Source organism: Enterobacter cloacae, from assembly GCF_013375935.1.
In the GTDB taxonomy this organism is placed as follows: Bacteria; Pseudomonadota; Gammaproteobacteria; order Enterobacterales; family Enterobacteriaceae; genus Enterobacter; species Enterobacter pasteurii.
Genome location: NZ_CP056117.1, coordinates 346,518 through 367,316 on the forward strand (window position 1 = coordinate 346,518; position 20,799 = coordinate 367,316).

General features: G+C 57.1%; 23 protein-coding genes. 18 read left to right on the top strand and 5 right to left on the bottom strand.

Features of this window, described 5'->3' with window-relative positions; all coding sequences use genetic code 11:
- Positions 1-50: 50 nt before the first annotated feature.
- Positions 51-1,397 carry a PTS sugar transporter subunit IIC gene (locus HWQ14_RS01585; protein WP_176608770.1) on the bottom strand — a complete coding sequence of 449 codons (1,347 nt, stop codon included), beginning with the start codon at positions 1,395-1,397 and terminating at the stop codon, positions 51-53.
- Between the two features lie 328 nt (positions 1,398-1,725).
- Between HWQ14_RS01585 and HWQ14_RS01590 the strand changes: the two genes are divergently transcribed.
- Positions 1,726-2,184: a YbaK/EbsC family protein gene (locus tag HWQ14_RS01590; protein WP_148421999.1), complete on the top strand. Its 459-nt coding sequence runs from the start codon at positions 1,726-1,728 to the stop codon at positions 2,182-2,184.
- Between the two features lie 37 nt (positions 2,185-2,221).
- On the opposite strand, the gene bglJ is transcribed toward HWQ14_RS01590, so the two are convergent.
- Both bglJ and HWQ14_RS01600 read right to left on the bottom strand, forming a co-directional pair.
- A complete protein-coding gene (gene bglJ, locus HWQ14_RS01595) occupies positions 2,222-2,857 on the bottom strand; it encodes a DNA-binding transcriptional activator BglJ (protein ID WP_176611138.1) in 636 nt (211 codons plus the stop codon).
- Positions 2,854-3,591: a helix-turn-helix transcriptional regulator gene (locus tag HWQ14_RS01600; protein WP_148422001.1), complete on the bottom strand. Its 738-nt coding sequence runs from the start codon at positions 3,589-3,591 to the stop codon at positions 2,854-2,856. Before HWQ14_RS01600 ends, bglJ begins: the two co-directional genes overlap by 4 nt.
- Before the next feature lie 389 nt (positions 3,592-3,980).
- On the opposite strand from HWQ14_RS01600, the gene HWQ14_RS01605 reads away from it, so the two are divergent.
- The 17 genes from HWQ14_RS01605 (at position 3,981) to HWQ14_RS01685 (ending at position 18,476) form a co-directional block, all read left to right on the top strand.
- Positions 3,981-4,757: a threonine/serine ThrE exporter family protein gene (locus tag HWQ14_RS01605; protein WP_176608771.1), complete on the top strand. Its 777-nt coding sequence runs from the start codon at positions 3,981-3,983 to the stop codon at positions 4,755-4,757.
- Positions 4,748-5,221, top strand: a complete 474-nt coding sequence (locus HWQ14_RS01610) for a threonine/serine exporter (RefSeq protein ID WP_176608772.1) — start codon at positions 4,748-4,750, stop codon at positions 5,219-5,221. Before HWQ14_RS01605 ends, HWQ14_RS01610 begins: the two co-directional genes overlap by 10 nt.
- A gap of 44 nt (positions 5,222-5,265) precedes the next feature.
- Complete coding sequence (locus HWQ14_RS01615; RefSeq protein WP_148422006.1) at positions 5,266-5,718, top strand: MarR family winged helix-turn-helix transcriptional regulator; 453 nt, start codon at positions 5,266-5,268, stop codon at positions 5,716-5,718.
- A gap of 84 nt (positions 5,719-5,802) precedes the next feature.
- The gene (locus HWQ14_RS01620; RefSeq protein ID WP_176608773.1) at positions 5,803-6,231 is read left to right on the top strand and encodes an organic hydroperoxide resistance protein; all 429 of its coding nucleotides are present in this window, start codon (positions 5,803-5,805) and stop codon (positions 6,229-6,231) included.
- A 124-nt stretch (positions 6,232-6,355) separates the two neighbouring features.
- Positions 6,356-6,901: a primosomal protein DnaT gene (gene dnaT / locus HWQ14_RS01625; protein WP_176608774.1), complete on the top strand. Its 546-nt coding sequence runs from the start codon at positions 6,356-6,358 to the stop codon at positions 6,899-6,901.
- A complete protein-coding gene (gene dnaC / locus HWQ14_RS01630) occupies positions 6,898-7,635 on the top strand; it encodes a DNA replication protein DnaC (protein ID WP_148422010.1) in 738 nt (245 codons plus the stop codon). Before dnaT ends, dnaC begins: the two co-directional genes overlap by 4 nt.
- A gap of 84 nt (positions 7,636-7,719) precedes the next feature.
- Positions 7,720-8,202: a DUF2501 domain-containing protein gene (locus HWQ14_RS01635; protein ID WP_176608775.1), complete on the top strand. Its 483-nt coding sequence runs from the start codon at positions 7,720-7,722 to the stop codon at positions 8,200-8,202.
- Positions 8,203-8,474: 272 nt separating this feature from the next.
- Positions 8,475-10,766: a phosphatidylglycerol--membrane-oligosaccharide glycerophosphotransferase gene (gene opgB, locus HWQ14_RS01640; protein ID WP_176608776.1), complete on the top strand. Its 2,292-nt coding sequence runs from the start codon at positions 8,475-8,477 to the stop codon at positions 10,764-10,766.
- Positions 10,767-10,945: 179 nt separating this feature from the next.
- A complete protein-coding gene (locus tag HWQ14_RS01645; RefSeq protein WP_176608777.1) occupies positions 10,946-11,584 on the top strand; it encodes an EAL domain-containing protein in 639 nt (212 codons plus the stop codon).
- Positions 11,581-12,123, top strand: a complete 543-nt coding sequence (locus HWQ14_RS01650; RefSeq protein WP_176608778.1) for a helix-turn-helix transcriptional regulator — start codon at positions 11,581-11,583, stop codon at positions 12,121-12,123. The genes HWQ14_RS01645 and HWQ14_RS01650 overlap by 4 nt, the downstream gene beginning before the upstream one ends.
- Positions 12,124-12,155: 32 nt before the next feature.
- Entirely contained in the window at positions 12,156-12,653 is a 498-nt protein-coding gene (locus HWQ14_RS01655; protein ID WP_176608779.1) for a Csu type fimbrial protein, read from the top strand.
- A gap of 2 nt (positions 12,654-12,655) precedes the next feature.
- Entirely contained in the window at positions 12,656-13,432 is a 777-nt protein-coding gene (locus HWQ14_RS01660; RefSeq protein WP_148422020.1) for a fimbrial biogenesis chaperone, read from the top strand.
- Positions 13,353-15,647, top strand: a complete 2,295-nt coding sequence (locus HWQ14_RS01665; RefSeq protein WP_245166431.1) for a fimbria/pilus outer membrane usher protein — start codon at positions 13,353-13,355, stop codon at positions 15,645-15,647. The genes HWQ14_RS01660 and HWQ14_RS01665 overlap by 80 nt, the downstream gene beginning before the upstream one ends.
- A complete protein-coding gene (locus HWQ14_RS01670) occupies positions 15,638-16,594 on the top strand; it encodes a Csu type fimbrial protein (protein ID WP_176608780.1) in 957 nt (318 codons plus the stop codon). The genes HWQ14_RS01665 and HWQ14_RS01670 overlap by 10 nt, the downstream gene beginning before the upstream one ends.
- Positions 16,595-16,724: 130 nt before the next feature.
- Positions 16,725-17,465 (top strand): winged helix-turn-helix domain-containing protein, encoded by a 741-nt coding sequence (locus HWQ14_RS01675; protein ID WP_148422023.1) that lies wholly within the window; start codon positions 16,725-16,727, stop codon positions 17,463-17,465.
- Position 17,466: 1 nt separating this feature from the next.
- Positions 17,467-17,940, top strand: a complete 474-nt coding sequence (locus tag HWQ14_RS01680; protein ID WP_148422025.1) for a hypothetical protein — start codon at positions 17,467-17,469, stop codon at positions 17,938-17,940.
- A 29-nt stretch (positions 17,941-17,969) separates the two neighbouring features.
- Positions 17,970-18,476 carry a GNAT family N-acetyltransferase gene (locus tag HWQ14_RS01685; RefSeq protein WP_176608781.1) on the top strand — a complete coding sequence of 169 codons (507 nt, stop codon included), beginning with the start codon at positions 17,970-17,972 and terminating at the stop codon, positions 18,474-18,476.
- A 70-nt stretch (positions 18,477-18,546) separates the two neighbouring features.
- Here the strand turns inward: HWQ14_RS01685 and tsr are convergent, their stop codons facing one another.
- Both tsr and hpaR read right to left on the bottom strand, forming a co-directional pair.
- Entirely contained in the window at positions 18,547-20,211 is a 1,665-nt protein-coding gene (tsr, locus tag HWQ14_RS01690) for a methyl-accepting chemotaxis protein (RefSeq protein WP_176608782.1), read from the bottom strand.
- Positions 20,212-20,295: 84 nt separating this feature from the next.
- The gene (hpaR, locus tag HWQ14_RS01695) at positions 20,296-20,736 is read right to left on the bottom strand and encodes a homoprotocatechuate degradation operon regulator HpaR (protein ID WP_176608783.1); all 441 of its coding nucleotides are present in this window, start codon (positions 20,734-20,736) and stop codon (positions 20,296-20,298) included.
- Positions 20,737-20,799 lie beyond the last annotated feature (63 nt).

The following is a 20,799-nucleotide window of genomic DNA, read 5'->3' on the forward strand; positions in this document are numbered from 1 at the left end:
TCGTTAAACAACGCTGAAAGCGGCAACCGACGCTGCCGCTTTGCGTTTACTCAGGCAATCTGCTGATTTTCCTCTTCCGCGTTACGCTGTGCTTCTTCCGCTTCCTGCTGGAGGAGCTGTTTCTCGTACACCTTGAAGAACGGGAAGTAGATGATGGCTGAAACGCAGGCCAGCACCAGCACCAGAATAGCGGCACGGAAATCCCAACCCAGCGCCCAGGCTGCACCAACCGGAGCCGGCGCCGTCCACGGCACAACGGAAATCACGCGGCCAATCAGATCGAACTTCATCGCCGCCCACGCCAGCACGGCGTTAACCATCGGCGCCAGCAGGAAAGGAATGAAGAATACCGGGTTCATCACAATCGGCGTACCAAAAATGACCGGTTCATTGATGTTGAAAATGCTTGGCACCACGCTCAGGCGGCCAATCGAGCGCAGGTGCGCGGAGCGGCTGCGCAGGTAGCAGAACACCAGCCCCATCGTCGCCCCTGACCCGCCGATCACGATAAAGAACGTCCAGAAGGCTTCCATGAAGATGTGCGGCAAAGGCAGGCTCGCCGCAAGCGCGGTCTGGTTCGCCCCCAGATTCGTCAGCCAGAACATTTGCAGCATCCCGGAGACAATCGCGGCGCCGTGGATCCCGGCAAACCACAGCAGGTGCCCAATCAGCACCGCCAGCAGTATCGCAGGCAGAGAGTCAGCGGCGGACACCAGCGGTTTAAAGATCGACATAATCGCCTGCGGGATCAGCATACCGAAGTGCGACTGAATCAGCAGGCTCAGCGGATAGAGCGTCAGCACCACCACCAGCACCGGAATCAGCAGATCAAACGAGTTTTTGATCATCGGTGGAACCTGGTCCGGCAGGCGAATCCCGATGTTGTGTGCTTTCAGGAAGCGCATCATCTCAACGCAGTAGATCGCCACCAGAATCGCGGTAAAAATACCGGTTCCGCCGAGGCTATCAACCGGCAGCGTGCCCTTGGTTTTAGGGGCTGCCACCAGCAGAAACGCCATCAGCGACAGCATCGCGCACATAAACGGATCCAGCTGATGCGTTTTAACGTAATGCTTGCCCAGGTTATAGGCGATGGCCGCGCAGATATAGAGGGACATCACGCCCATCGTCATATCAAACGGCGTCAGAATTTGGCCTTCAAACTGCTTCGCCATATCCAGCCAGGCGCGAGCAAAGCCCCACGTGGTATCAGGCGAAAAAGGTGGGTAAGCAAACACTAACAAGAATGAGCCTACAATCATGAACGGCATCGCCGAGATAAATCCGTCACGAATAGCCATAACATGACGCTGGGAAGAGATCCGCCCGGCAATCGGACTGACGTAATTCTCAACGAAACGGAAAATCAGATTAAACGCAGCATGGTTGGCAGACATATCAGATCTCCTTTCAGACGTTCGTTTCAGGCGTGTTCACGCCACACGCTGTGCCATAAATCCACTTCACAACCTTGCCGGATCGTGTACCAGCGGTACTGCTCAAACGGATTGGTTTCATAATTAGCTCTTATTATTAGATACAGGGGAAGTTACACCCTCAGTATTAATCTCTGCATCACGCTCTGCAACCGGTTACTGTAACCGGTTTCTGTGAATGTGAAGGCGATCCAGAAATCGCCCCTGACGGATATTTGTTACTTAAGGGATATTTACAGCGACTAATTTGTTGTGACAGATTACGCAGGATATTTGTCAGGAGGAATCAATGAGTTTGCAGTCTGTACAGCAGTTTTTTGCCGACAACGCTCCGGATATAGAGATCATTGAGCTTAACCAAAGCACGGCAACCGTTGCGCTGGCTGCGGCAGCGCACAACGTTGAGCCAGGCCAAATTGCCAAGACCCTGTCGCTGAAAATTAAGAATGACGTGATTCTGGTGGTCGCCAAAGGGGATGCGCGTCTGGATAACAAAAAGCTCAAAGAGACATTCGGCGCGAAAGCCCGCATGCTCAGCAGTGATGAAGTGGTTACCCTGACGGGCCATCCTGTCGGCGGCGTCTGCCCTTTCGGACTGGAGAATCCTCTTTCGGTTTATTGTGACATCACGTTAAAACAGTACGCGGAAGTGTTACCCGCAGCGGGTGCCATCCACAGTGCGGTGCGAATATCGCCCGACAGGATGGCGGAACTGACCGCGGCAAAATGGGTGGATGTCTGTATCTGAACATTGCGCCAGAAGTGCTCTGGCGCATCACGCGTTTCTACGAGAATGACGGAACGGTGTGAGCGGAACGACGCACTTCCCGCGCGGGAAGATGCGCGAGAATATCCGCCGCATCCAGTAACCCTACGTCAGAATTGACGCCCAGCTTTACCATCGCGTTAAACTTGTGCGCGCGGATGGTTTTGATATTGCGCTCAAGCTGTGCCGCTATTTCAGGTATCGAATAGCCAGACGACATGTAACGCAGTATTGCCCGCTCCGTTGGGCTCAGCATGCGGTTCTGGTTCACGCACCAGTGATTATAAATATTGTCATTCACCCGATGCGTCTCGCTGAGCAACGTCTCAAGCTCCTCAACCATCTGCTTCAGCGGAACCGATTTACTGATTATCCCATGCAGCTGGGACGGCGACAGATGGCTCACCAGCCTCGCCTCCATCTCATCCGAAACCAGCACGATACGCTGAACGCCGCCGTGAGTGAAGGTAAGGTCACGCAAGCAGGCCAGACAGTTTCGGCGCTCCTCACGCGCATCGGACAAAGAATAGATTACCGCAAAAAATGAGGTATCAGAGAGCGCCGCTTTAAAGCTGTCGAATCCGCTAAACAGGTGCACCTGATAATGGCGCAGGGCCGGCATCGCAAAAAGATGCTTCAGCCCCACGGCGCTCATTGAGCAGCTTTCGATGACGGCGATATATCCTGGTGCAGTGGTTTTTTCCATTCCTCAAACTCTCCATAAGCCGACATTAAACTGAGTTCTCGCATTCCCTGGGTACTGCTAATCCAGGCGTACATATCGGCATTGCTGCGAAGCGACAAACGGCGCATGGCACTGTTTTTCTGTGCGCTGATCGTTTTATTACTTTTCTTCAGCAGCGTCGCAATTTGGTTAATTCCCCAGCCCTTGCCTAACAGACGCAAAACCTTGCGTTCAGAGTGGGTGAGCGCAATCATTTGCTCACTCTCTTCTTCAATATCGGGATTTTCCGGCATTAATAGCGTCTGGCTTATTCGCTCAGCACGTTCGCTGCCCGCGCGAATGGCGTTAATCACGCCTTCAATAGGCTCCATATCCGACAGTAAGGTGCTTTCCGGACGCATAAGTAGCTCTACCGCCAGCGGATAAAGAGGACGAGAGACGAGGAAAATCCAGTGAATATCCCTGTATTGATTCATTAATCCATAATATTGCTCAAGCGTGCCGCGCGGATTACGGTACTCCCCTGAAATATCGGCAATCACAACCCCAGCACGACGCAATTGAAGTAGCGTTAACTCCTGCATGGAACGGCAGTACGTCAACTCAAATTCCGGAAAATGGCGGGCCATTAAGCCACCCAGCCCATTTTGCATAACCGGTACTCTACTAATCACCACTCCGTGTTTACCATTCAATGGCAACATAGACCCTCCATGTCATTAATTCATTATTTAAGAACGAGCTAACCCTACGAGATAAAACATATTTGCATCCCTAAGAACAAAACGGCTTAATACTCGTAAACGATAAAAATGTCATATAGGTTAAGAAACGCCCAATACAGGCTTAATATCGCATAAATACTATCGAAATTTAATTGAAGTTGCCTTAAAAGATCGAAAATATGAAATTAGAAATACTTAATATATTGCTTTTATAAATCCTTATTTCATATTCATTAGGCAAATAACAAGCCTGTCCCCTCCCGGCGCTGGCCACGCCACCGATCGCATAAAAGTTGATCTGGCCCAGCGCAATGGGCCCTGCACTTTGTGTTAAAAGTAAGCAATCTCTCTTCTCTTCAGGGCATTACATGCAGGCAGATCGGTCTACGCAGCGGGCTACCACGCGGCTATGTATTCAGTGCGGGCTTTTTCTCTTACAGCACGGAGCAGAAAGCGCCCTCGTCGAAGAACTTTCCACGCGCCTTGGGCTGGCGCTGGGAATGGACAGCGTCGAAAGCTCCATCTCGTCAAATGCCATTGTGCTGACCACCATTAAAGACGGGCAGTGCCTCACCTCGACCCGTAAAAATCACGACCGCGGCATTAACATGCACGTCGTAACGGAGGTGCAGCACATCGTGATCCTCGCCGAGCATAAGCTGCTCGATCTTCATGAGATTGAAAAACGTTTCAATCAAATCAAGCCGCTTCGCTACCCGCGCTGGCTGGTTGTGCTGATGGTAGGGCTTTCCTGCGCCTGTTTCTGCAAGCTCAATAACGGCGGCTGGGACGGCGCCGTCGTGACCTTCTTTGCCAGCAGCATCGCGATGCATGTCCGCCAGCTGTTAACGCACAGGCAGCTGCATCCGCAGATTAACTTCTGCATAACGGCCCTTGTGGCGACAACCGTCTCCGGCCTGCTCCTGCGCCAGCCCGTCTTCGCCAGCACGCCTACGGTTGCGATGGCCGCCAGCGTGCTGCTGCTGGTACCGGGGTTTCCCCTCATCAACGCCGTCGCCGATATGTTTAAAGGCCATATCAACACCGGTCTTGCGCGCTGGGCGATAGCCAGCCTGCTGACGCTGGCGACCTGTATCGGGGTAGTAATGGCAATGACGATGTGGGGGTTACGCGGATGGGCGTAATTGATTTTCTGCTTGCACTGGCGCAGGACATGCTCCTGGCAGCCCTACCCGCCGCTGGATTTGCGATGGTGTTTAACGTCCCACAGCGGGCGTTACCCTGGTGCGCGCTGCTCGGCGCCATTGGCCACGGCTCGCGTATGGCGATGATGACCGCTGGCTTTAATATCGAATGGTCGACCTTTATCGCCGCCATGCTGGTCGGAAGCATTGGTATTCAATGGTCCCGCTGGTATCTGGCACACCCAAAAGTGTTCACCGTGGCGGCAGTCATTCCCATGTTTCCCGGCATTTCGGCCTATACCGCGATGATTTCCGCCGTAAAAATCAGCCACTTTGGCTACAGCGAACCGCAAATGATCCTGCTGCTGAGTAACTTCCTCAAAGCCTCGTCAATCGTGGGCGCGCTCTCCATCGGCCTGTCGATCCCCGGCCTGTGGCTTTACCGCAAGCGTCCACGCGTTTAATAAAATCGCTTGCAATTATATCGTGCACTATCTATATTCATCCCATGGACGCAAAAATGAACGACACCACCGACGCGCTACTGCTGGATAACCAGCTCTGCTTCGCCCTTTATTCGGCGAACCTGGCGCTTAACAAGCTGTACCGGCAGCTGCTGGCACCGCTGAACCTGACCTACCCGCAATACCTGGTGATGCTGGTGCTGTGGGAGCAGGATGATATTACGGTGTCAGACATCGGCGAGCGGTTGTTCCTGGATTCCGCCACGCTAACGCCCCTGCTGAAGCGCCTGGAAAGCGCAGGATTGATCCTCCGCCAGCGTTCCCGTCAGGATGAACGTCAGGTCGCCGTAACCCTGAGCGACGCGGGCCGCAAGCTGCAACAGCAGGCCGTAGCCATCCCACACGCCGTGGGTTGTGCTGCGCAGTGTGATACCGACACCATGCTGGCGCTCAAGCAACAGCTCGAACTGCTGCGCCAGCAGCTGCATCGCGCGTAAGGCTATACTTTACGCGTCTTTATTTACCTTAAAACATCGCACGCTATTTAATAGCGCACTTAAATACAAGATGAGGAACCTGCCATGTCTTTAGAAAAAGTTGTCTACACTGCCAAAGCCAAAGCAACCGGGGGCCGCGACGGCCGCGCCACCTCTTCCGGTGGCGTTCTGGACGTCAAGCTGGGCGTGCCAAAAGAGATGGGCGGCATGGGTGGCGAAGTGACTAACCCTGAACAGCTGTTCGCCGCGGGCTACTCCGCCTGCTTCCTGGGTGCGATGAAGTTCGTTGCGGCACGCGATAAGTTCGCGCTGCCAAAAGACGCCTTTATTGAAGGTGAAGTCGGCATTGGCCCGCTGCCAACCGGTTTTGGTATCGAAGCGAAGCTGAACATCCACGTTGAGGGGATGGACGCAGCGGAAGCCAAAAAGCTGGTGGATGCAGCGCACATTGTCTGCCCTTACTCTAACGCGACGCGCGGCAATATCGACGTGACGCTGAACATCATCGCATAATCAGCCTCTGTGACTGTAGCCCCGGTACGCGTAGCGCTACCGGGGAAATCCTCTCCTTTCCTGCCCTCTCTCTGTGCTACCATAACCCTCAATCACGCCCGTAGTAATCAGTTGAGAAAGTGTTATGTCCTCCAGAATTCTGACCACCAGCATTGCTGGCATTGATGCCTTTATGCGCGATCCTCGCGGTGTGTTGACGCACGCCGAAGGCGGCACGCTCGCGGTATTTGCCGACAACGCCCCGGCGTTTTACGCGGTTACGCCGGAACGTCTGGCACAGCTTCTGGATATTGAAGCGCGGCTGTCGCGCCCGGCGAGTGACGTCACGCTGGACAATCAGTTTTTTGATGAACCCACCAGCACCCCGGTAGCCGTTCCGATGGGTAAATTCCCCATGTACGCCGGGTGGCAGCCGGACGCCGATTTTCAGCGCCAGGCGGCACTCTGGGGGATTGCCCTCTCGCAGCCCGCGACGCCGGAAGAGCTGGCGGCCTTTACCGCCTACTGGCAGGCTGAAGGGAAAGTATTCCATCACGTTCAGTGGCAGCAAAAGCTCGCACGAAGCCTGCAAATCAACCGCGCCAGCAGCAACGGCCAGTCAAAGCGTGATATTAATGCCTTTTCAGAACCGGATAAAAAAATCCCTGATGGATTCCGAGGTGCGAAATGAAAAACGTCGGCGACCTGATGAAGCGCTTGCAGAAGATGATGCCAGCCAACGTGAAGCCTGCCTTCACCACGGGCGAAGAGCTGCTGGCGTGGCAAAAAGAGCAGGGTGAAATCCGCGCGGCTGCCCTCGCCCGCGAAAACCGCGCGATGAAAATGCAGCGCACCTTTAACCGCTCGGGCATTCGTCCGCTGCACCAGAACTGCTCCTTCGAGAACTACAAGGTTGAGTCGCAGGGGCAGATGAACGCGCTTAGCCAGGCGCGCCAGTACGTGGACGAATTCGACGGCAACATCGCCAGCTTCATCTTTAGCGGAAAACCCGGCACCGGGAAAAATCACCTCGCGGCCGCTATCTGCAACGAGCTGCTGCTGCGCGGGAAGTCGGTGCTGATTATCACCGTGGCCGATATTATGTCCGCCATGAAGGACACCTTCAGCAACCGCGAAACCAGTGAAGAACAGCTGCTGAACGATCTGAGCAACGTAGACCTGCTGGTCATCGACGAGATCGGCGTCCAGACGGAATCCCGCTACGAAAAAGTGATCATTAACCAGATTGTCGATCGCCGTTCATCGTCGAAACGCCCAACCGGCATGCTGACGAACCACAATATCGACGAGATGACCCGGCTCCTGGGCGAGCGGGTTATGGATCGCATGAAGTTGGGCAACAGCCTGTACGTCATCTTCGACTGGGACAGCTACCGCAGCCGCGTCACCGGCAAAGAGTATTAAGATATTTCCAGGGAATACCGGTGGAGCGGAGGTATATACTGGACTCCCCTCCGGCTCAAAACGGACCTTTTCGGGTAAACCATTATGAAAAAACAGTTTCTTATCAGCGTTATTTCTGGCGTTCTGCTGGTGACGGGCGCAGCGCAGGCCGCGTCATGGCAGGAGTCGCTCTCCAGCGCAGCAGGTGAGCTTACCAAACAGAGCAGTGGCACCCAGGGCGGCCTTTCCGCGTCAACCCTCACCAGCCTGCTGGGTAACAGCTCCCAGAGCCTGAGCGCCGGTACGATGAACAACGCGGCGGGTATCCTGGAATACTGCGCGAAGCAGAAGCTGGCTTCCGTCACCGATACCGAAAACATCAAAAATCAGGTGCTGGGTAAGCTTGGCCTGGACACCCAGGAGCAGAAGGCGGACACCAACTATATGGACGGCATTCAGGGCCTGCTGAACGCCCAAAACGGCCAGCAGCTTAACCTCAGCACCCTGGGCAACTCCTCTCTGGCGAAACAGGTGAAAACCAAAGCCTGCGATCTGGTGCTGAAACAGGGCGTTAATTTCCTCTCCTGATCGCCCCCCCCTTTTCGGCCCCTACACGCCCGGTTTCTCAGGTAAGTTTGAAACCGCGGCGTGAAGCGCGCCTTTTTACGCCTCGCCACCGCCTCAGCATCCGTATGCCACGATGCGACGGCTTTCAAATAAACGATTTTATAAACCAAATCCTAACAACAGCACACTTTCGTGACACTAAAATTGCAGCTATACGACATCGCAATTACATTGTCTTACCCAAAAAATAATCAGTTAGCCGGCCGAGCGTCCGGCATGATGAGGATGTGCTGTTGTCAGAGTTAATGTCCCTTGTCCTTTTTCTGGCTTCGGTTGGCGTTTACGCCTGGAAAGCCGGTCGTCACACCTGGTGGTTTGTTGCCACCCTGGCGGTGCTCGGCATTTTTATTATTTTGAACATTACGCTATATGCCAGCGATTACTTTACCGGCGACGGTATTAACGACGCCGTGCTCTACACCCTCACCAACAGCCTGACCGGCGCGGGCGTTGGTAAGTACATACTTCCCGGTCTGGGACTGGTGGCTGCGCTGGTGGGTATCTTCGCCGCGCTGGCCTGGGTGCTGCGCCGTCGCCGCCACCGTCCACATCATCATGGCTACAGCCTGCTGGCGCTGTGTCTGGCGCTGGCCTCCGTCGACGCCAGCCCGGCGTTTCATCAGATTACCGAGCTGGTAAAATCTCAGTCGCGCGATGGCGATCCGGACTTTGCCGCGTATTACAAAGAGCCCTCGAAGAAGATCGACAACCCCAGGCTCAACCTGGTCTATATCTATGGCGAGAGCCTGGAGCGCACCTATTTTGATAACGAGGCTTTCCCGAACCTGACGCCGGAACTGGGCGCGCTGAAGAACGAAGGCCTCGACTTCAGCCACACCATGCAGCTGCCCGGTACGGATTACACCATTGCCGGGATGGTGGCCTCCCAGTGCGGCATTCCCCTGTTTGCCCCGTTTGAAGGAAACGCCTCCGCCTCGATGTCGAGCTTCTTCCCGCAAAACGTTTGTCTTGGCGATATCCTGAAAAACTCGGGCTATGAGAACTACTTTATGCAGGGCGCCAACCTGCGCTTTGCCGGGAAAGACGTGTTCCTGAAGTCCCACGGTTTCGATCATCTTTATGGTTCAGAAGAGCTGAAAACCACCGTGGCCGATCCGGCTTACCGCAACGACTGGGGCTTTTACGACGACACCGTGCTGGATGAAGCCTGGAAGAAATTCGAGGAGCTTTCCCGCGCCGGTAAACGCTTTTCGCTGTTTGCGCTGACCGTCGACACGCACCATCCGGATGGCTTCGTCTCGCGCACCTGCAAGCGTCAGCGCTACGACATCGACGGCAAAAACAACACCTCGTTCAGCGCCGTGACCTGTAGCCAGGAGCACATCGCGGCGTTCGTTGAGAAAATCAAAGCATCGCCTTACTTCAAAAATACGGTCATCGTCGTTTCGTCAGACCATCTGGCAATGAAAAACAGCGCCTGGGACGAGCTGAGCAAGCGGGATCGCAGCAACCTGTTCTTTGTGCTGCGCGGCGACCAGCCCCGGCAGGAGGTTATCGCCACCAAACGTAACTCGATGGACAACGGCGCGACGGTGCTGGATATTCTGGGCGGCGATAACTTTATTGGCCTGGGCCGCAGCACGCTGTCAGGACAATCCCTGTCGGAAATCTTCCTCAACATGAAGGAAAAAATCCTCGCCTGGAAGCCGGACATCATCCGTCTGTGGAACTTCCCGAAAGAGATACAGGATTTCACCATCGATCGGGATAAAAAAACGATCGCCTTTTCCGGCAGCCATTTCCGCCTGCCGCTGCTGCTGCGGGTGTCAGACAAGCGCGTCGAGCCGCTGCCTGAAAGTGAATACTCTGCGCCACTGCGCTTCCAGCTGGCGGATTTCGCCCCGCGCGATAACTTCGTCTGGGTCGACAGGTGCTACAAAATGGGGCAGCTCTGGTCGCCTCAGCTGTCACTCTCCACCGACTGGTGCGTCTCTCAGGGGCAGCTCGGCGGTGAGCAGACCGTACAACACGTCAGTAAACCAGTGTGGCAGGGTAAAACCGCGTTCAGGGATACGGTTATTGATACCGCCCGCTATCAGCGCAACGTCGATCTGCTGAAGGTCGTCGACAACGATATTCGTTACAAAGCGGACAGCTTCATCTTTAACGTGGCCGGCGCGCCGGAGGAGGTGAAGCAGTTCAGCGGTATTTCACGTCCTGAATCGTGGGGGCGCTGGTCCAACGCGCAGTTGGGCGACGAGGTGAAAATCGAATATAACGAGCCGCTGCCGGAGAAATTCGACCTGGTGATCACCGCCCGGGCATTTGGCCCTAACGCCAATAAGCCCGTACCGGTACGCGTGGGCGATCGGGAGCAGACGCTGACGCTTGGGAACGAGGTCAGCACTCACACGCTGCACTTCGAGAACCCCTCGCGCAGCAATACGCTGGTCATTGTGCCGCCAGACCCGCAGGCCACAAACGAAGGGAATATTCTCGGCCACTCTCCGCGCAGGCTGGGCATTGGCATGGTGGAGATCAAAATCGTCAGTAAAGCTGGCTAATGATGCAGCGCCCGGCCAAAAGCCGGGCGCTTATGAAAATAAATAATCCTATAAAAACCTTATAAATTAGCTAAAAACACCATATTTAAGCCTTTTTATTTTATAAATATCCCGCCAAAACCGTAATTCATAAAATATGCAGCTCCTTAACACACCACGGGGAGTGATGCACTTTTATCATGCTAACCGGCTATAAGTTCGAATCCATCCGGGCGCTGCGCAGTGAAATAGTGATTGCGTGGGAGGTATTGTCCACGGCCAAGCCTCACGTCAATCTCGAAGACTACTTTTGCGCGATGCCCGCGACGCAGCGTAAAGCGCATTTCTTTGCGCAGCTTCGTCATGCCATGTTGCGCGAAGAAGGCAAAAAATATTATCTCAACGCGACATCGGATTTACTGCTGGAAACGGACTTCCTCGACAGGCTGAAAGAAGAAACGCCCCGCCCGGAGAGGCTTGCTATCGAAGTTACCGATCTTCATCGCATCGTACAGCTTGATGATGACAAAAGCCGGGCCCTGCGGATATGCATCGCCACGCTGCATCAGCGGGGTATCGAAGTGTGGGCAGACGACGTCTGCGAAGATCTCATTCCGGCTCTGCTTGCCAGCCAGATCCGCTTCTGCGGCGTCAAAATTGACAAGCATACTTTCTGGAGCGGCCGCGTCGAGCGGGAAAAGTTTCTGCACCTCACCCGCCAGTGCAAGCGTCTCGCCAGTAAGGTGTTGATAGAGGGCATCGAAACCGCGGGTGATTTCGCGCTGGCCCGCGCCAGCGCGGCCGATTACGGCCAGGGCTACCTGTGGGGCAACTCATGACGCCTTGCATTATCAACGCGGGCTTTCGGGTCATCATCCTGAGCGAAAACGCCTATTTATGCCTTGGGCTCAAGTCGATTATCGCTACCGCCGTCGCCCCACGTCCCGAGATTTACTGGATTAACGACGTTAATCCCGAAGGGCTTCTGCACCTGCAGGAGCACCTCCTGAATACCCGCGCCGGGTCAGACTGGCTGGTCTTTACCGATGCGGCCCGCGTGGATGAGATTAACGCTTTCCTGCGCGGCGAGCGCGCCAGAGTGGTGGCGGACAATCTGACGCTTGCTCAGCTGAGCCGCTGCTTTAGCGACACGACATACGCTTTCGAAAACCTCGCCACGCTCACGTATCAGGAGATGCGGGTTTGCATGCTGTTTCACAAAGGATTCAGCCCGGTTCGTATCGCACAGGTCTTTGGTAAGTCACCTAAAACGATTTACACCCACAAGCGTAACGCGATGAACAAATTTTGCTGCCAGAACCTGGCGGAATTCCATCGAAAACTCTGCCTGCTGGACGCTCAGCTCTCATCTCTGTAATTGCACCGTTAACCACGTTAGGAAATAAGATCATGAGAATTATCCCCACTGTTGTATGTTGTTCGGTTCTCCTGCTTCCTGCCGCTGCGATCGCAGCAGACAGCACCGCAAGCGCGACGATGCACGTCTCGCTCGAGGTGGTTAAATCCTGCACCCTCAACGCCAACGACCTTAACTTCTCGCGCCACGGTTCGGATGAAACCAGTGAAATTCAGGCCAAAACCCAGGTCGATATCGTCTGTACCAACGGTACGCCGTTCACGCTCTCCGCGACCAGCAACGATAGCAGCGAAAACGGCACCTTCTGGCTGAAGCCGGATAACGGCGAAACGGGCGCCCAGAAAATTGCCTGGAAACTGTTTGCTGACGAGGGCAAACAGACGCAAATCACCGGCACTGACGGGCTCACCGATACCGGCAACGACATGAAACAGGAAGAGACGCTGTACGGTGTTATTGATGCAGGCGCCCTGACGGCCGCGCAGGCAGGCACCTATAGCGACGATATCACCTTAAACCTGGTGTACTGATCGTGCGACGCTATCTTCCCTGCTTCATTATCTGGCTCATGATGCTGGCGCTGCTGTCACGCTACGCGCTGGCCGCCACGCTTCAGGTCGCCCCTGTAACGCTGGATCTCCAGAGCGGGCAAAGAGCAACGGCGGTTTACCTCACTAACAGCGGGAAATCGGCCATCCATGCGCAGATACGGGTGTACGAGTGGAGCCAGAAAAACGGTAAAGACGTCCTGGCCGCCACCGAGGAGGTGGTCAGCAGCCCGGCGATGACCTCGCTGGCGCCGGGCCAGCAGCAGCTGGTGCGTATTATCGTCATGCGCCCGGGCCTGAATGAACAGGAGCAAAGCTACCGGCTGGTCATCGATGAGCTGCCGGATGCAGCGGCCCGCGCGGCCAGCCCCAACGCGGTGCATTTCCTGCTGCGCTACTCAATTCCGGTCTTCATTGCCGGAAACCAGACAGCGCCCGTCAGCCGCGATGCCCTGAGCTGCGAACAGGCGGACACCCCGGCGACTATCCGCTGCTATAACGCCGGAAACAGCCATATTCGCCTTAGCCACCTTCAGGCCCTGACGGCCAGCGGGCAGGCTGTGGCCTCGATTAAAGGCCTGGCGGGCTACGTACTGCCGGGACAGACCGCGCTTCTGACATTCAGGCACGCTCCACGCCATACGCTCAGCGCGCTACGCGCCTACATCAATGACGATCACAATGCCAGCCAGATACCTCTGCGCCCGCTTGCCGCTCGCGCTCCTGCTTTGGCTACCGCTCATGCTGTCAGCCCGGGCTGAATCCACCGCTGACACCGTGCAATGGCTGGCCATCACCGTGAACCACGCCCCGCGTGGCGAGCTGTGGGCCTGCCGGGTAGCGGGTGACGCGTTGTGGATTAGCCGCAGCGACATGCAAAAACTGGGGCTTCGCGCCCCGGATAACCACAACGAGTGGATTGAACTGACGTCCCTGCCGGACCTCAGGGTCAGCCTCGATTTACTTTCTCAGCAGGTGTCAATTACCGCCGGAGCGAAGGCGCTCGCGGGGCAACAGCACCTGGCTTTCGGGAGGCCGCCCTCGCCGTACCGCTATCCTGAGGCACAGCCCATCAGCGCGCTGACGCTCGGCTACGCGCTCTATGCCAGCGAGTCAGAGGGGAAACGACAGCTTAACGCCCAGACCATGCTGACCGCCTCCGGAATGCTGCCCGGCACCTTCAGCAGCAGCTTTTCCAGCCATGCCGGAGAGGAAAACAGCGCGGGACGGCCCGCCCACACGCGTCTTGAAACCCGCTGGCAGCGGGACAACACGGACTCGCTCACCAGCCTGGCGCTGGGGGACAGTATCACTACCGGCACCCGCTGGAGCCGACAGGTACGCTTTGGCGGACTGCACTGGGCACGTAATTTTGAGCTGAATCCCCAGCTCAATACCGAACCGCGCAGCCGCTACAGCGACACGGCCGTCCTGCCCTCAACGGTCGATCTTTACATCGATGGGCTTAAGCAGAGCAGCCAGCGCGTAACGCCGGGAGATTTTCTGCTGGATACCCTGCCCTCTTTTACCGGCAGCGGGCAGGCGCAGGTGGTCATTACCGACATCAACGGCCAGCGGCGCACCGTCCAGCTCGATCTGTACGGCGCGCCGGGAATGCTGGCGGAAGGGCTGAGCAGTGGCTCACTGGATATCGGCTGGATGCGGCAAAACTACGCCCTGCGCTCCAATGACTATGCCGCCCCGCCTATGCTCGACGCCGGCTGGCGTTATGGCGTGAATAACCAGCTGACGATGGCGCTGCATACGGAACAGCAGCGAAAGCTGCGTAACGCGGGCGCCGGCGCGGACTGGCTGATCTCCCCGGCTACGGGCATTCTCAGCCCGCACATCGCCCTAAGCGACAGCCCCTACGGTAAGGGAATGCAGTGGGGTCTTGGCTGGCAGTGGAGCGGTAACGGGACGGGCATTTCCGCCAGCACCGTTCGTACCGATGCCGCGTTCGCCGATAACGCTCGCATGAGCGGTGCCGTCCCCGTCAGACGCAGCGATAGCGTCTGGGTAAGCCACGCCGTTCCCCACGTCGGTACGCTGGGTGCGGGCTGGGTTCAACAACATTTCCAGGGCAATACCCAGCGCTACCTCAACGCCTCCTGGACCGTCTCGCTGCCTGCCCACCTCTCCAGCACGCTGAGCTACACGCGCTCGTTTACGGACTCGTCGAGTAACGTTCAGCTTATGCTCTCCGTTCCGTTTGGCCATCATGACACGCTTTCCGCTCAGGCTAGCCGGGAGTCCCCGCGCATGGATTATCGCCATCAGCCAGACAATCAGGCTGGCGGCTGGTCCTGGCAGCTGGGACAGGGCTTTGGCAAAAATCGGGAAAGGTATGCAGACGTGGGCTACCTTGGCCGCGCCGGAGAGTGGCACGCCGGGCTGGAGCAGGGCGCTAACACAGGCAGCCAGTACGCCTCCGCCGAAGGCAGCGTAACGCTGCTGGACCACAGCCTGCACGCGCTGCGCTACAACCAGCAGGGGCTGGCGCTGGTCTCCACGCGCGGTATCGGCCACGTGCCGGTGATGCTGGAAAACCGCCGGGCAGGCGAAACCGATGAGCGCGGGTACCTTCTGCTGACCGACCTGCCCCGCTATCACAACAGTAAAGTCACCATCGATCCGCTGGATCTGCCCCCCCCCGACGCAATCGCGCCCGTCACCGACATGTATGCCAGGCCGGGCAACGGCAGCGCGGTGAAAGTCGATTTTAACGTCCATTACGCCGTGACGGTTCAGGCCCGGCTGGTGGACGCGCGCGGCCGGCCGCTGCCGCTGGGCAGCGTCGTGTCAACGCCGCACGGCGCCACCATCGTGGGACGCGACGGGTTTATCTGGCTTGAAGATCCGCCCCTGCCCGGTGAGCTGGTGGTGAAAACCGGTGAGGGCGAGTGCCGGGTCACGCTTCCGGCCCCGCGCGCCGCGTCAACCGTAATGAATATTGGAGAACAGCCGTGTCATTAAAAGCGTCGTTACTGCTGCTGCCCGTGCTTTCCATGAAGGCGATGGCGGCGGCATGCTGGATAACCTCGCCCGCCGTCATCAACTTTGGCAATGTCGTGGCGGGCAACGCTGCCTCGACCAGCACCGAGGTAAAATTTAGCTGTCAGGCCGACAACTACGGCACGTCAGAGTATATCAACGTCTGCCTGAGCAGCATTGACGCCCCGCCCTTTCAGATGCTCTCGCTGGGCGACGGGGACGGTAAACAATATACCCTGCTGTTTCGCCTGCTTAACGGCATCGCGCGCGCCCAGGAGCTGGGTCCCGCCAGCAGCGGAAATCTCATCCAGCAGACCGTCATGGCGCAAAGCAATGCCAGCGTCAGCGGCAGCTTTCCGCTTATCGCCACCCTTCCGGCGGGGCAGAGCCAGCTCCCCGCGACCCACTATTACAACTACAACATGAATCTGCGCATCGCCTGGCACAGCGCCACCCGCCGGGACGCCTTGCAAAGCTGTGCAGACGGCTCCGCGGAGGGGGAACAGGTGCAGGGCGGGAGCAATGCCCAGGCCGAAATCAGCGAAGGGTGCTACATAGAGCGCGTCACCCCGCTCAACTTCGGCACCTTAACCAGCGCCGCCACGCTGCGCCCGACTCGCTCCACGGCAACCCTCACCACGCGCTGTCCGGCCGGAACCGCATTCACGCTCGCCATGGGAAAAGGCAATCATGCCAGCGGCGATCGGCGGCAGCTTTGCAACGATGAGGGCCAGTGCCTGCGCTATACGCTCTGGCAGGATGCCGCGGCCACGCAAAGCTGGGGCGATCAAAGCAGCGGCGATGCGCTGCAGGTCACCAACCCCGCCGGCGGCACGCAGAACTTCACCGTTTACGGAGAAGTACCGGCCCAGCCCCTGAGCGGTACGGGCGAGTTTATTGACGACGTGATAATTACGCTGACTTATTAAACGACACAAAAAACCGTCTGGATCAATGTTATCGGTAACAATGGCGCTAAAATAACCAGCAGTTCCGCTTAGGAAGGCGTAATGCCTTCTCTTTTTTAATTAATTATCTCTGTCTGCATTACAACAAATTATGAAATACCTGCTCGCTGATGCCCTCGTTTACAACGACGAGGACGGTACCGTTACTCCCGTTAATGCGCTGGAAGAGGATGCGCAGCTCCTCACCTGTACGGCCAATACCATCCTGAAGCTGCTGGTAAAGCATCATGGGAACGTCATCGAACGGGAAACGTTTCTCCGTGAGGTCTGGGATAAGCGCGGGCTTCAGGGATCCAACAACTCGTTAAACCAGTACATCAGCATCCTGCGCAAAATGCTGGCCAGCCTGCTCCCCGACGTGCTGTTTATCGTTACGGTGCCTAAAACGGGCTTTATGCTCTGCGCGGACGTCACGGTAACGGCGCTGGAAGAGGAGGCCCCGGCGGCCGAAACGGCGAAACCCGCCTGGCGCATTCGGCCTGAACTGCTGTTCTGCGGCGCGCTCACGCTCGCTATCGTCGCGCTGTGCGTCTGGATAACGGCCGTCAAGCCAGAAGCCCCGCAGAGCGAAATCCATTTGCTCACCCATATCGGCGCGTGTCCGGTCTACACCTTTACGCCGCTGGCAGATGTGTTTCACGGGAGGGCGGTTGCGCTGGCGCAAACCCTTCAGCGAGACGGTCATTTGCCGTGCCTGAAAAATTCAATCTTCTACATGCACATTCAGAGAACGCTGTTCTACGGTCACGAAGGGCGGCTGGTGCTATCCCAATGCTCCCTTGCCCGGGGTAAAGCCAGCGCCTGCCGGACGCTTTTCTATTACGAGTGGTGATATGAGACAGAAAAAAGTTTGGCTAATACTGGTACTCAACCTGTTGCTTCTGGGCTCCGCGCTGGCGTGGTACTTTTACACGCCTCCGCTGTCGGTGGCCTGCGATGGAAACCTGACGTTCTCCGACAAACGTGACAGCCATGCCTTCACGTTTGACGGCGAGGTTATTATGCGTTTTCAACCCGATAAAACGGGCTACATTACGCTAAACGGTAACGTTGAGAACGCCCCCCAGAGCTGGGAAGTGTCTCGTCAGGAGATGTTTAAGTGGCGCCAGGTGGAGGGAGAACTGTATGAAATCGTCATTCAAAAAGTGGAGCGCTTTAGCCATGACGCCATGCCGCCGGGAGTATTTGAAAAGTATGTCGCCGGCCTGACGCTGGGGAAAAAAAGGCTCCTGACGATAGAGCGCACGCCCCAGGGCGCGCTGGTCATTAGCAATTTTTATTCGCCCGTGCTGATCTGCTCAGTGTAGCGTCGGCCGCTCAGGCTATACTTCCAGCCATGAACATTCGCATTCGCCCCACTTTTGTCAACGACGTTGCCGCCCTGCCCGCCATCGAGCGCGCGGCGGGCCGGCGTTTTCGCGACTATCCGGCGCTGGCCTGGCTGGCCGAAGGCGACGTTATTTCCGTTGAAGTGCACCTCGGTTACGTCGCGCGCGGACTAAGCTGGCTGGCGCTGGCAGACGATCGCCCCGTGGGCTTTATCCTCGCAGAAGCCCATCCAACGTCGCTGTTTATTGAGGAACTCTCGGTCGATCTGGACTGGCAGGGAAAAGGGGCAGGACGCCAGCTCATCGCCCGCGCCGCCGCCCATGCCCGCAGCCTCGGCCTGCGTTCGCTGACGCTAACAACCTTTTGCGAGGTACCGTGGAATGCGCCATTTTATGCCCGGCTGGGCTTTGAAAGGGTGACGACGCTGACGCCGGAGCTGCGCCAGAAAAGGGAAGAAGAGACCGCGCACGGGTTAGCGTCAGACGACCGCTGCGCCATGCGCCTGCCTCTCTAATATCGCCCGGTAGCGCTGCGCTTACCGGGCCTCGGGCACACTCAAACCGTCACCGGCGAAACGCGCGGCGTCAGAACGTTTCCCAGTTATCGCCCGCGTCCGCGGTCGCCGGTTTACGCGCCGCTACCGGTGCCGCAACGCTTTTCGCGGAAGCGAACTCGCGCGCTTTCTGCTGTTCCTGCTGAATGCGGAACACCGCCACGGCCTGCGTCAGACGGCTCGCCTGCTCTTCCAGCGCCGCTGCCGCAGCAGCAGACTCCTCTACCAGCGAGGCGTTCTGCTGGGTCACGCGATCCATCTCCGCTACCGCCAGGCCGACCTGGTCGATACCGCGGCTCTGCTCGTCAGACGCAGACGCAATCTCGCCCATGATGTCCGTCACGCGGGTGACCGCATTCACGATTTCACCCATGGTTTCACCGGCGCTTTCCACCAGCGTAGAACCCACTTCGACACGGCCCACGGAGTCTTCAATCAGGCTCTTGATTTCACGGGCGGTCTGGGCGCTGCGCTGCGCCAGGTTACGCACTTCACCCGCAACAACCGCAAAGCCGCGGCCCTGCTCGCCCGCACGCGCCGCTTCTACCGCCGCGTTCAGCGCCAGGATGTTGGTCTGGAAAGCAATGCCGTCGATCACGCTGATAATATCGGCGATTTTCTGCGAGCTGCCGGCGATATCGCGCATGGTTTGCACCACGTTATCCACCACCTTCCCGCCTTTCTGCGCGGTTTCGGATGCGCTCAGCGCCAGGTTGCTCGCCTGACGGGCGTTCTCGGCGTTTTGCTTCACGGTCGCGGTCAGCTGCTCCATGCTGGCTGCGGTCTCTTCCAGCGACGCCGCCTGCTGCTCGGTACGGGAAGAGAGATCGTTATTGCCCATCGAGATTTCGCTCGCGCCGCTGTAAATGGCGTTCGCGCCGTTACGCACGTCGCCCACGGTGCGGACCAGCTCGCCCTGCATGTGGCGCAGGGAGTCGGCCAGCTCACCCATCTCGTTGGTGCCTTCCACGTCGATGCGCTTCACCAGGTCGCCGCTGGCGATATGGCGAATGCTGTCGATCAGACGGGTCATCGGAGAAATGAGCGCCTGACGAATGCCGAGCCAGACGGCTACAATCACCACCAGCACCGCAACCAGAACGCTAATCAGCACCCAGATAGCCTGGTGATAAGAGCTGTTGCTGTCTTCAACCGCGGTCTGATACAGCGCGTCGTTCTGCTGCAGATAGCTGACGTACTGCTTCTCAAAGCCATCCTGATAGCTCTGGGTCGGCTGGTCGAAGAACTCGTTGATTTTGCCGGCACCCAGCAGCTGGATCAGCTCAGCCAGCGCGCCGTGGTAGATATCGTAGTTACGTTTAATTTCAAGCGCCGCAGCGTCGCTCTGGCGCGGGTCGCGCGGCAGCGCTTCGTAATCCGCCCAGTTTTTTTCCGCCTGCTTCAGAGACGCGGAGGCAATCTGCATCAGCTCGGCGACGGTTGAGCCGCTGCCGATATTGTTCTGATCCATCATGTAGCGGATACCCGCGCGGTTCAGGGTATTACGGGTTTGCAGCAGCGCCACCCAGCTGCCGTTCAGGGTGGACTGCTGCTGGCGAATGGTTTGCAGGATGGTGAAATTCTCTTTGTCGTGCTTCAGGGCATTGAAGAAAAGACCACCGGACGTGAGTTGTAAAAGGCCAAATATCGCTAAAACCAGCATTAAGCTGGTGACAATCTTGATACGGTTTAACATGTTTTCGTTTTCCTCAGACAGATAACAGAATTTTCGGCCTGGTAAGGGAAAACTTTACGAAAATCATCCTGGAATTTAGGGTTTTTACTCTTCGTCCCGCGCGGCAATATGCCGGTTTCCGAGTTCAATAAACTCTTCCAGCAGCGCCGTCAGCTGCTTCATCTTCTCCGGCGTATACTCCGCCTCAATCTGCTGGTACGCCTCTTCCACCTGTGCCTGAGCTCGCTGGTACAGCGCGCTACCCTCTCTGGTGAGCGACACGTACAGCTTGCGCTGGTCGTTCACCGGCTTTAAGCGCAGCACCAGGCCGTCGCGCTCCATGCGCGTCAGAATGCCGGTCAGGCTCGGGCGCAAAATGCAGGTGCGAAAGGCCAGGTCGTGAAAATCCATGGAGGGATGCTCGGCCAGCACGCGCACAATACGCCACTGCTGCTCGGTCAGGTTATGCCGCTTCACAATCGGGCGGAAGTAGCCCATCGCCGCTTCCCGCGCCTGCAGCAGCGCGATGGTTAATGAATCATGCATAGCCTTCCCCTCACATCATTAACAAGTAAACAATCCAAAAAAGACGTTTTTATAAACAACACG

What these genes read in the sequence shown, in the direction of transcription:
- HWQ14_RS01665 (WP_245166431.1), top strand. Translation starts at nt 13,353, where the DNA reads ATGCCAGCCAGATACCTCTGCGCCCGCTTGCCGCTCGCGCTCCTGCTT.
- HWQ14_RS01650 (WP_176608778.1), top strand. Translation starts at nt 11,581, where the DNA reads ATGACGCCTTGCATTATCAACGCGGGCTTTCGGGTCATCATCCTGAGC.
- HWQ14_RS01655 (WP_176608779.1), top strand. Translation starts at nt 12,156, where the DNA reads ATGAGAATTATCCCCACTGTTGTATGTTGTTCGGTTCTCCTGCTTCCT.
- HWQ14_RS01610 (WP_176608772.1), top strand. Translation starts at nt 4,748, where the DNA reads ATGGGCGTAATTGATTTTCTGCTTGCACTGGCGCAGGACATGCTCCTG.
- HWQ14_RS01645 (WP_176608777.1), top strand. Translation starts at nt 10,946, where the DNA reads ATGCTAACCGGCTATAAGTTCGAATCCATCCGGGCGCTGCGCAGTGAA.
- HWQ14_RS01600 (WP_148422001.1), bottom strand. Translation starts at nt 3,591, where the DNA reads ATGTTGCCATTGAATGGTAAACACGGAGTGGTGATTAGTAGAGTACCG.
- HWQ14_RS01615 (WP_148422006.1), top strand. Translation starts at nt 5,266, where the DNA reads ATGGACGCAAAAATGAACGACACCACCGACGCGCTACTGCTGGATAAC.
- HWQ14_RS01685 (WP_176608781.1), top strand. Translation starts at nt 17,970, where the DNA reads ATGAACATTCGCATTCGCCCCACTTTTGTCAACGACGTTGCCGCCCTG.
- bglJ (WP_176611138.1), bottom strand. Translation starts at nt 2,857, where the DNA reads ATGAGCGCCGTGGGGCTGAAGCATCTTTTTGCGATGCCGGCCCTGCGC.
- HWQ14_RS01680 (WP_148422025.1), top strand. Translation starts at nt 17,467, where the DNA reads ATGAGACAGAAAAAAGTTTGGCTAATACTGGTACTCAACCTGTTGCTT.
- HWQ14_RS01620 (WP_176608773.1), top strand. Translation starts at nt 5,803, where the DNA reads ATGTCTTTAGAAAAAGTTGTCTACACTGCCAAAGCCAAAGCAACCGGG.
- HWQ14_RS01590 (WP_148421999.1), top strand. Translation starts at nt 1,726, where the DNA reads ATGAGTTTGCAGTCTGTACAGCAGTTTTTTGCCGACAACGCTCCGGAT.
- hpaR (WP_176608783.1), bottom strand. Translation starts at nt 20,736, where the DNA reads ATGCATGATTCATTAACCATCGCGCTGCTGCAGGCGCGGGAAGCGGCG.
- HWQ14_RS01585 (WP_176608770.1), bottom strand. Translation starts at nt 1,397, where the DNA reads ATGTCTGCCAACCATGCTGCGTTTAATCTGATTTTCCGTTTCGTTGAG.
- HWQ14_RS01605 (WP_176608771.1), top strand. Translation starts at nt 3,981, where the DNA reads ATGCAGGCAGATCGGTCTACGCAGCGGGCTACCACGCGGCTATGTATT.
- dnaC (WP_148422010.1), top strand. Translation starts at nt 6,898, where the DNA reads ATGAAAAACGTCGGCGACCTGATGAAGCGCTTGCAGAAGATGATGCCA.
- dnaT (WP_176608774.1), top strand. Translation starts at nt 6,356, where the DNA reads ATGTCCTCCAGAATTCTGACCACCAGCATTGCTGGCATTGATGCCTTT.
- tsr (WP_176608782.1), bottom strand. Translation starts at nt 20,211, where the DNA reads ATGTTAAACCGTATCAAGATTGTCACCAGCTTAATGCTGGTTTTAGCG.
- HWQ14_RS01635 (WP_176608775.1), top strand. Translation starts at nt 7,720, where the DNA reads ATGAAAAAACAGTTTCTTATCAGCGTTATTTCTGGCGTTCTGCTGGTG.
- HWQ14_RS01675 (WP_148422023.1), top strand. Translation starts at nt 16,725, where the DNA reads ATGAAATACCTGCTCGCTGATGCCCTCGTTTACAACGACGAGGACGGT.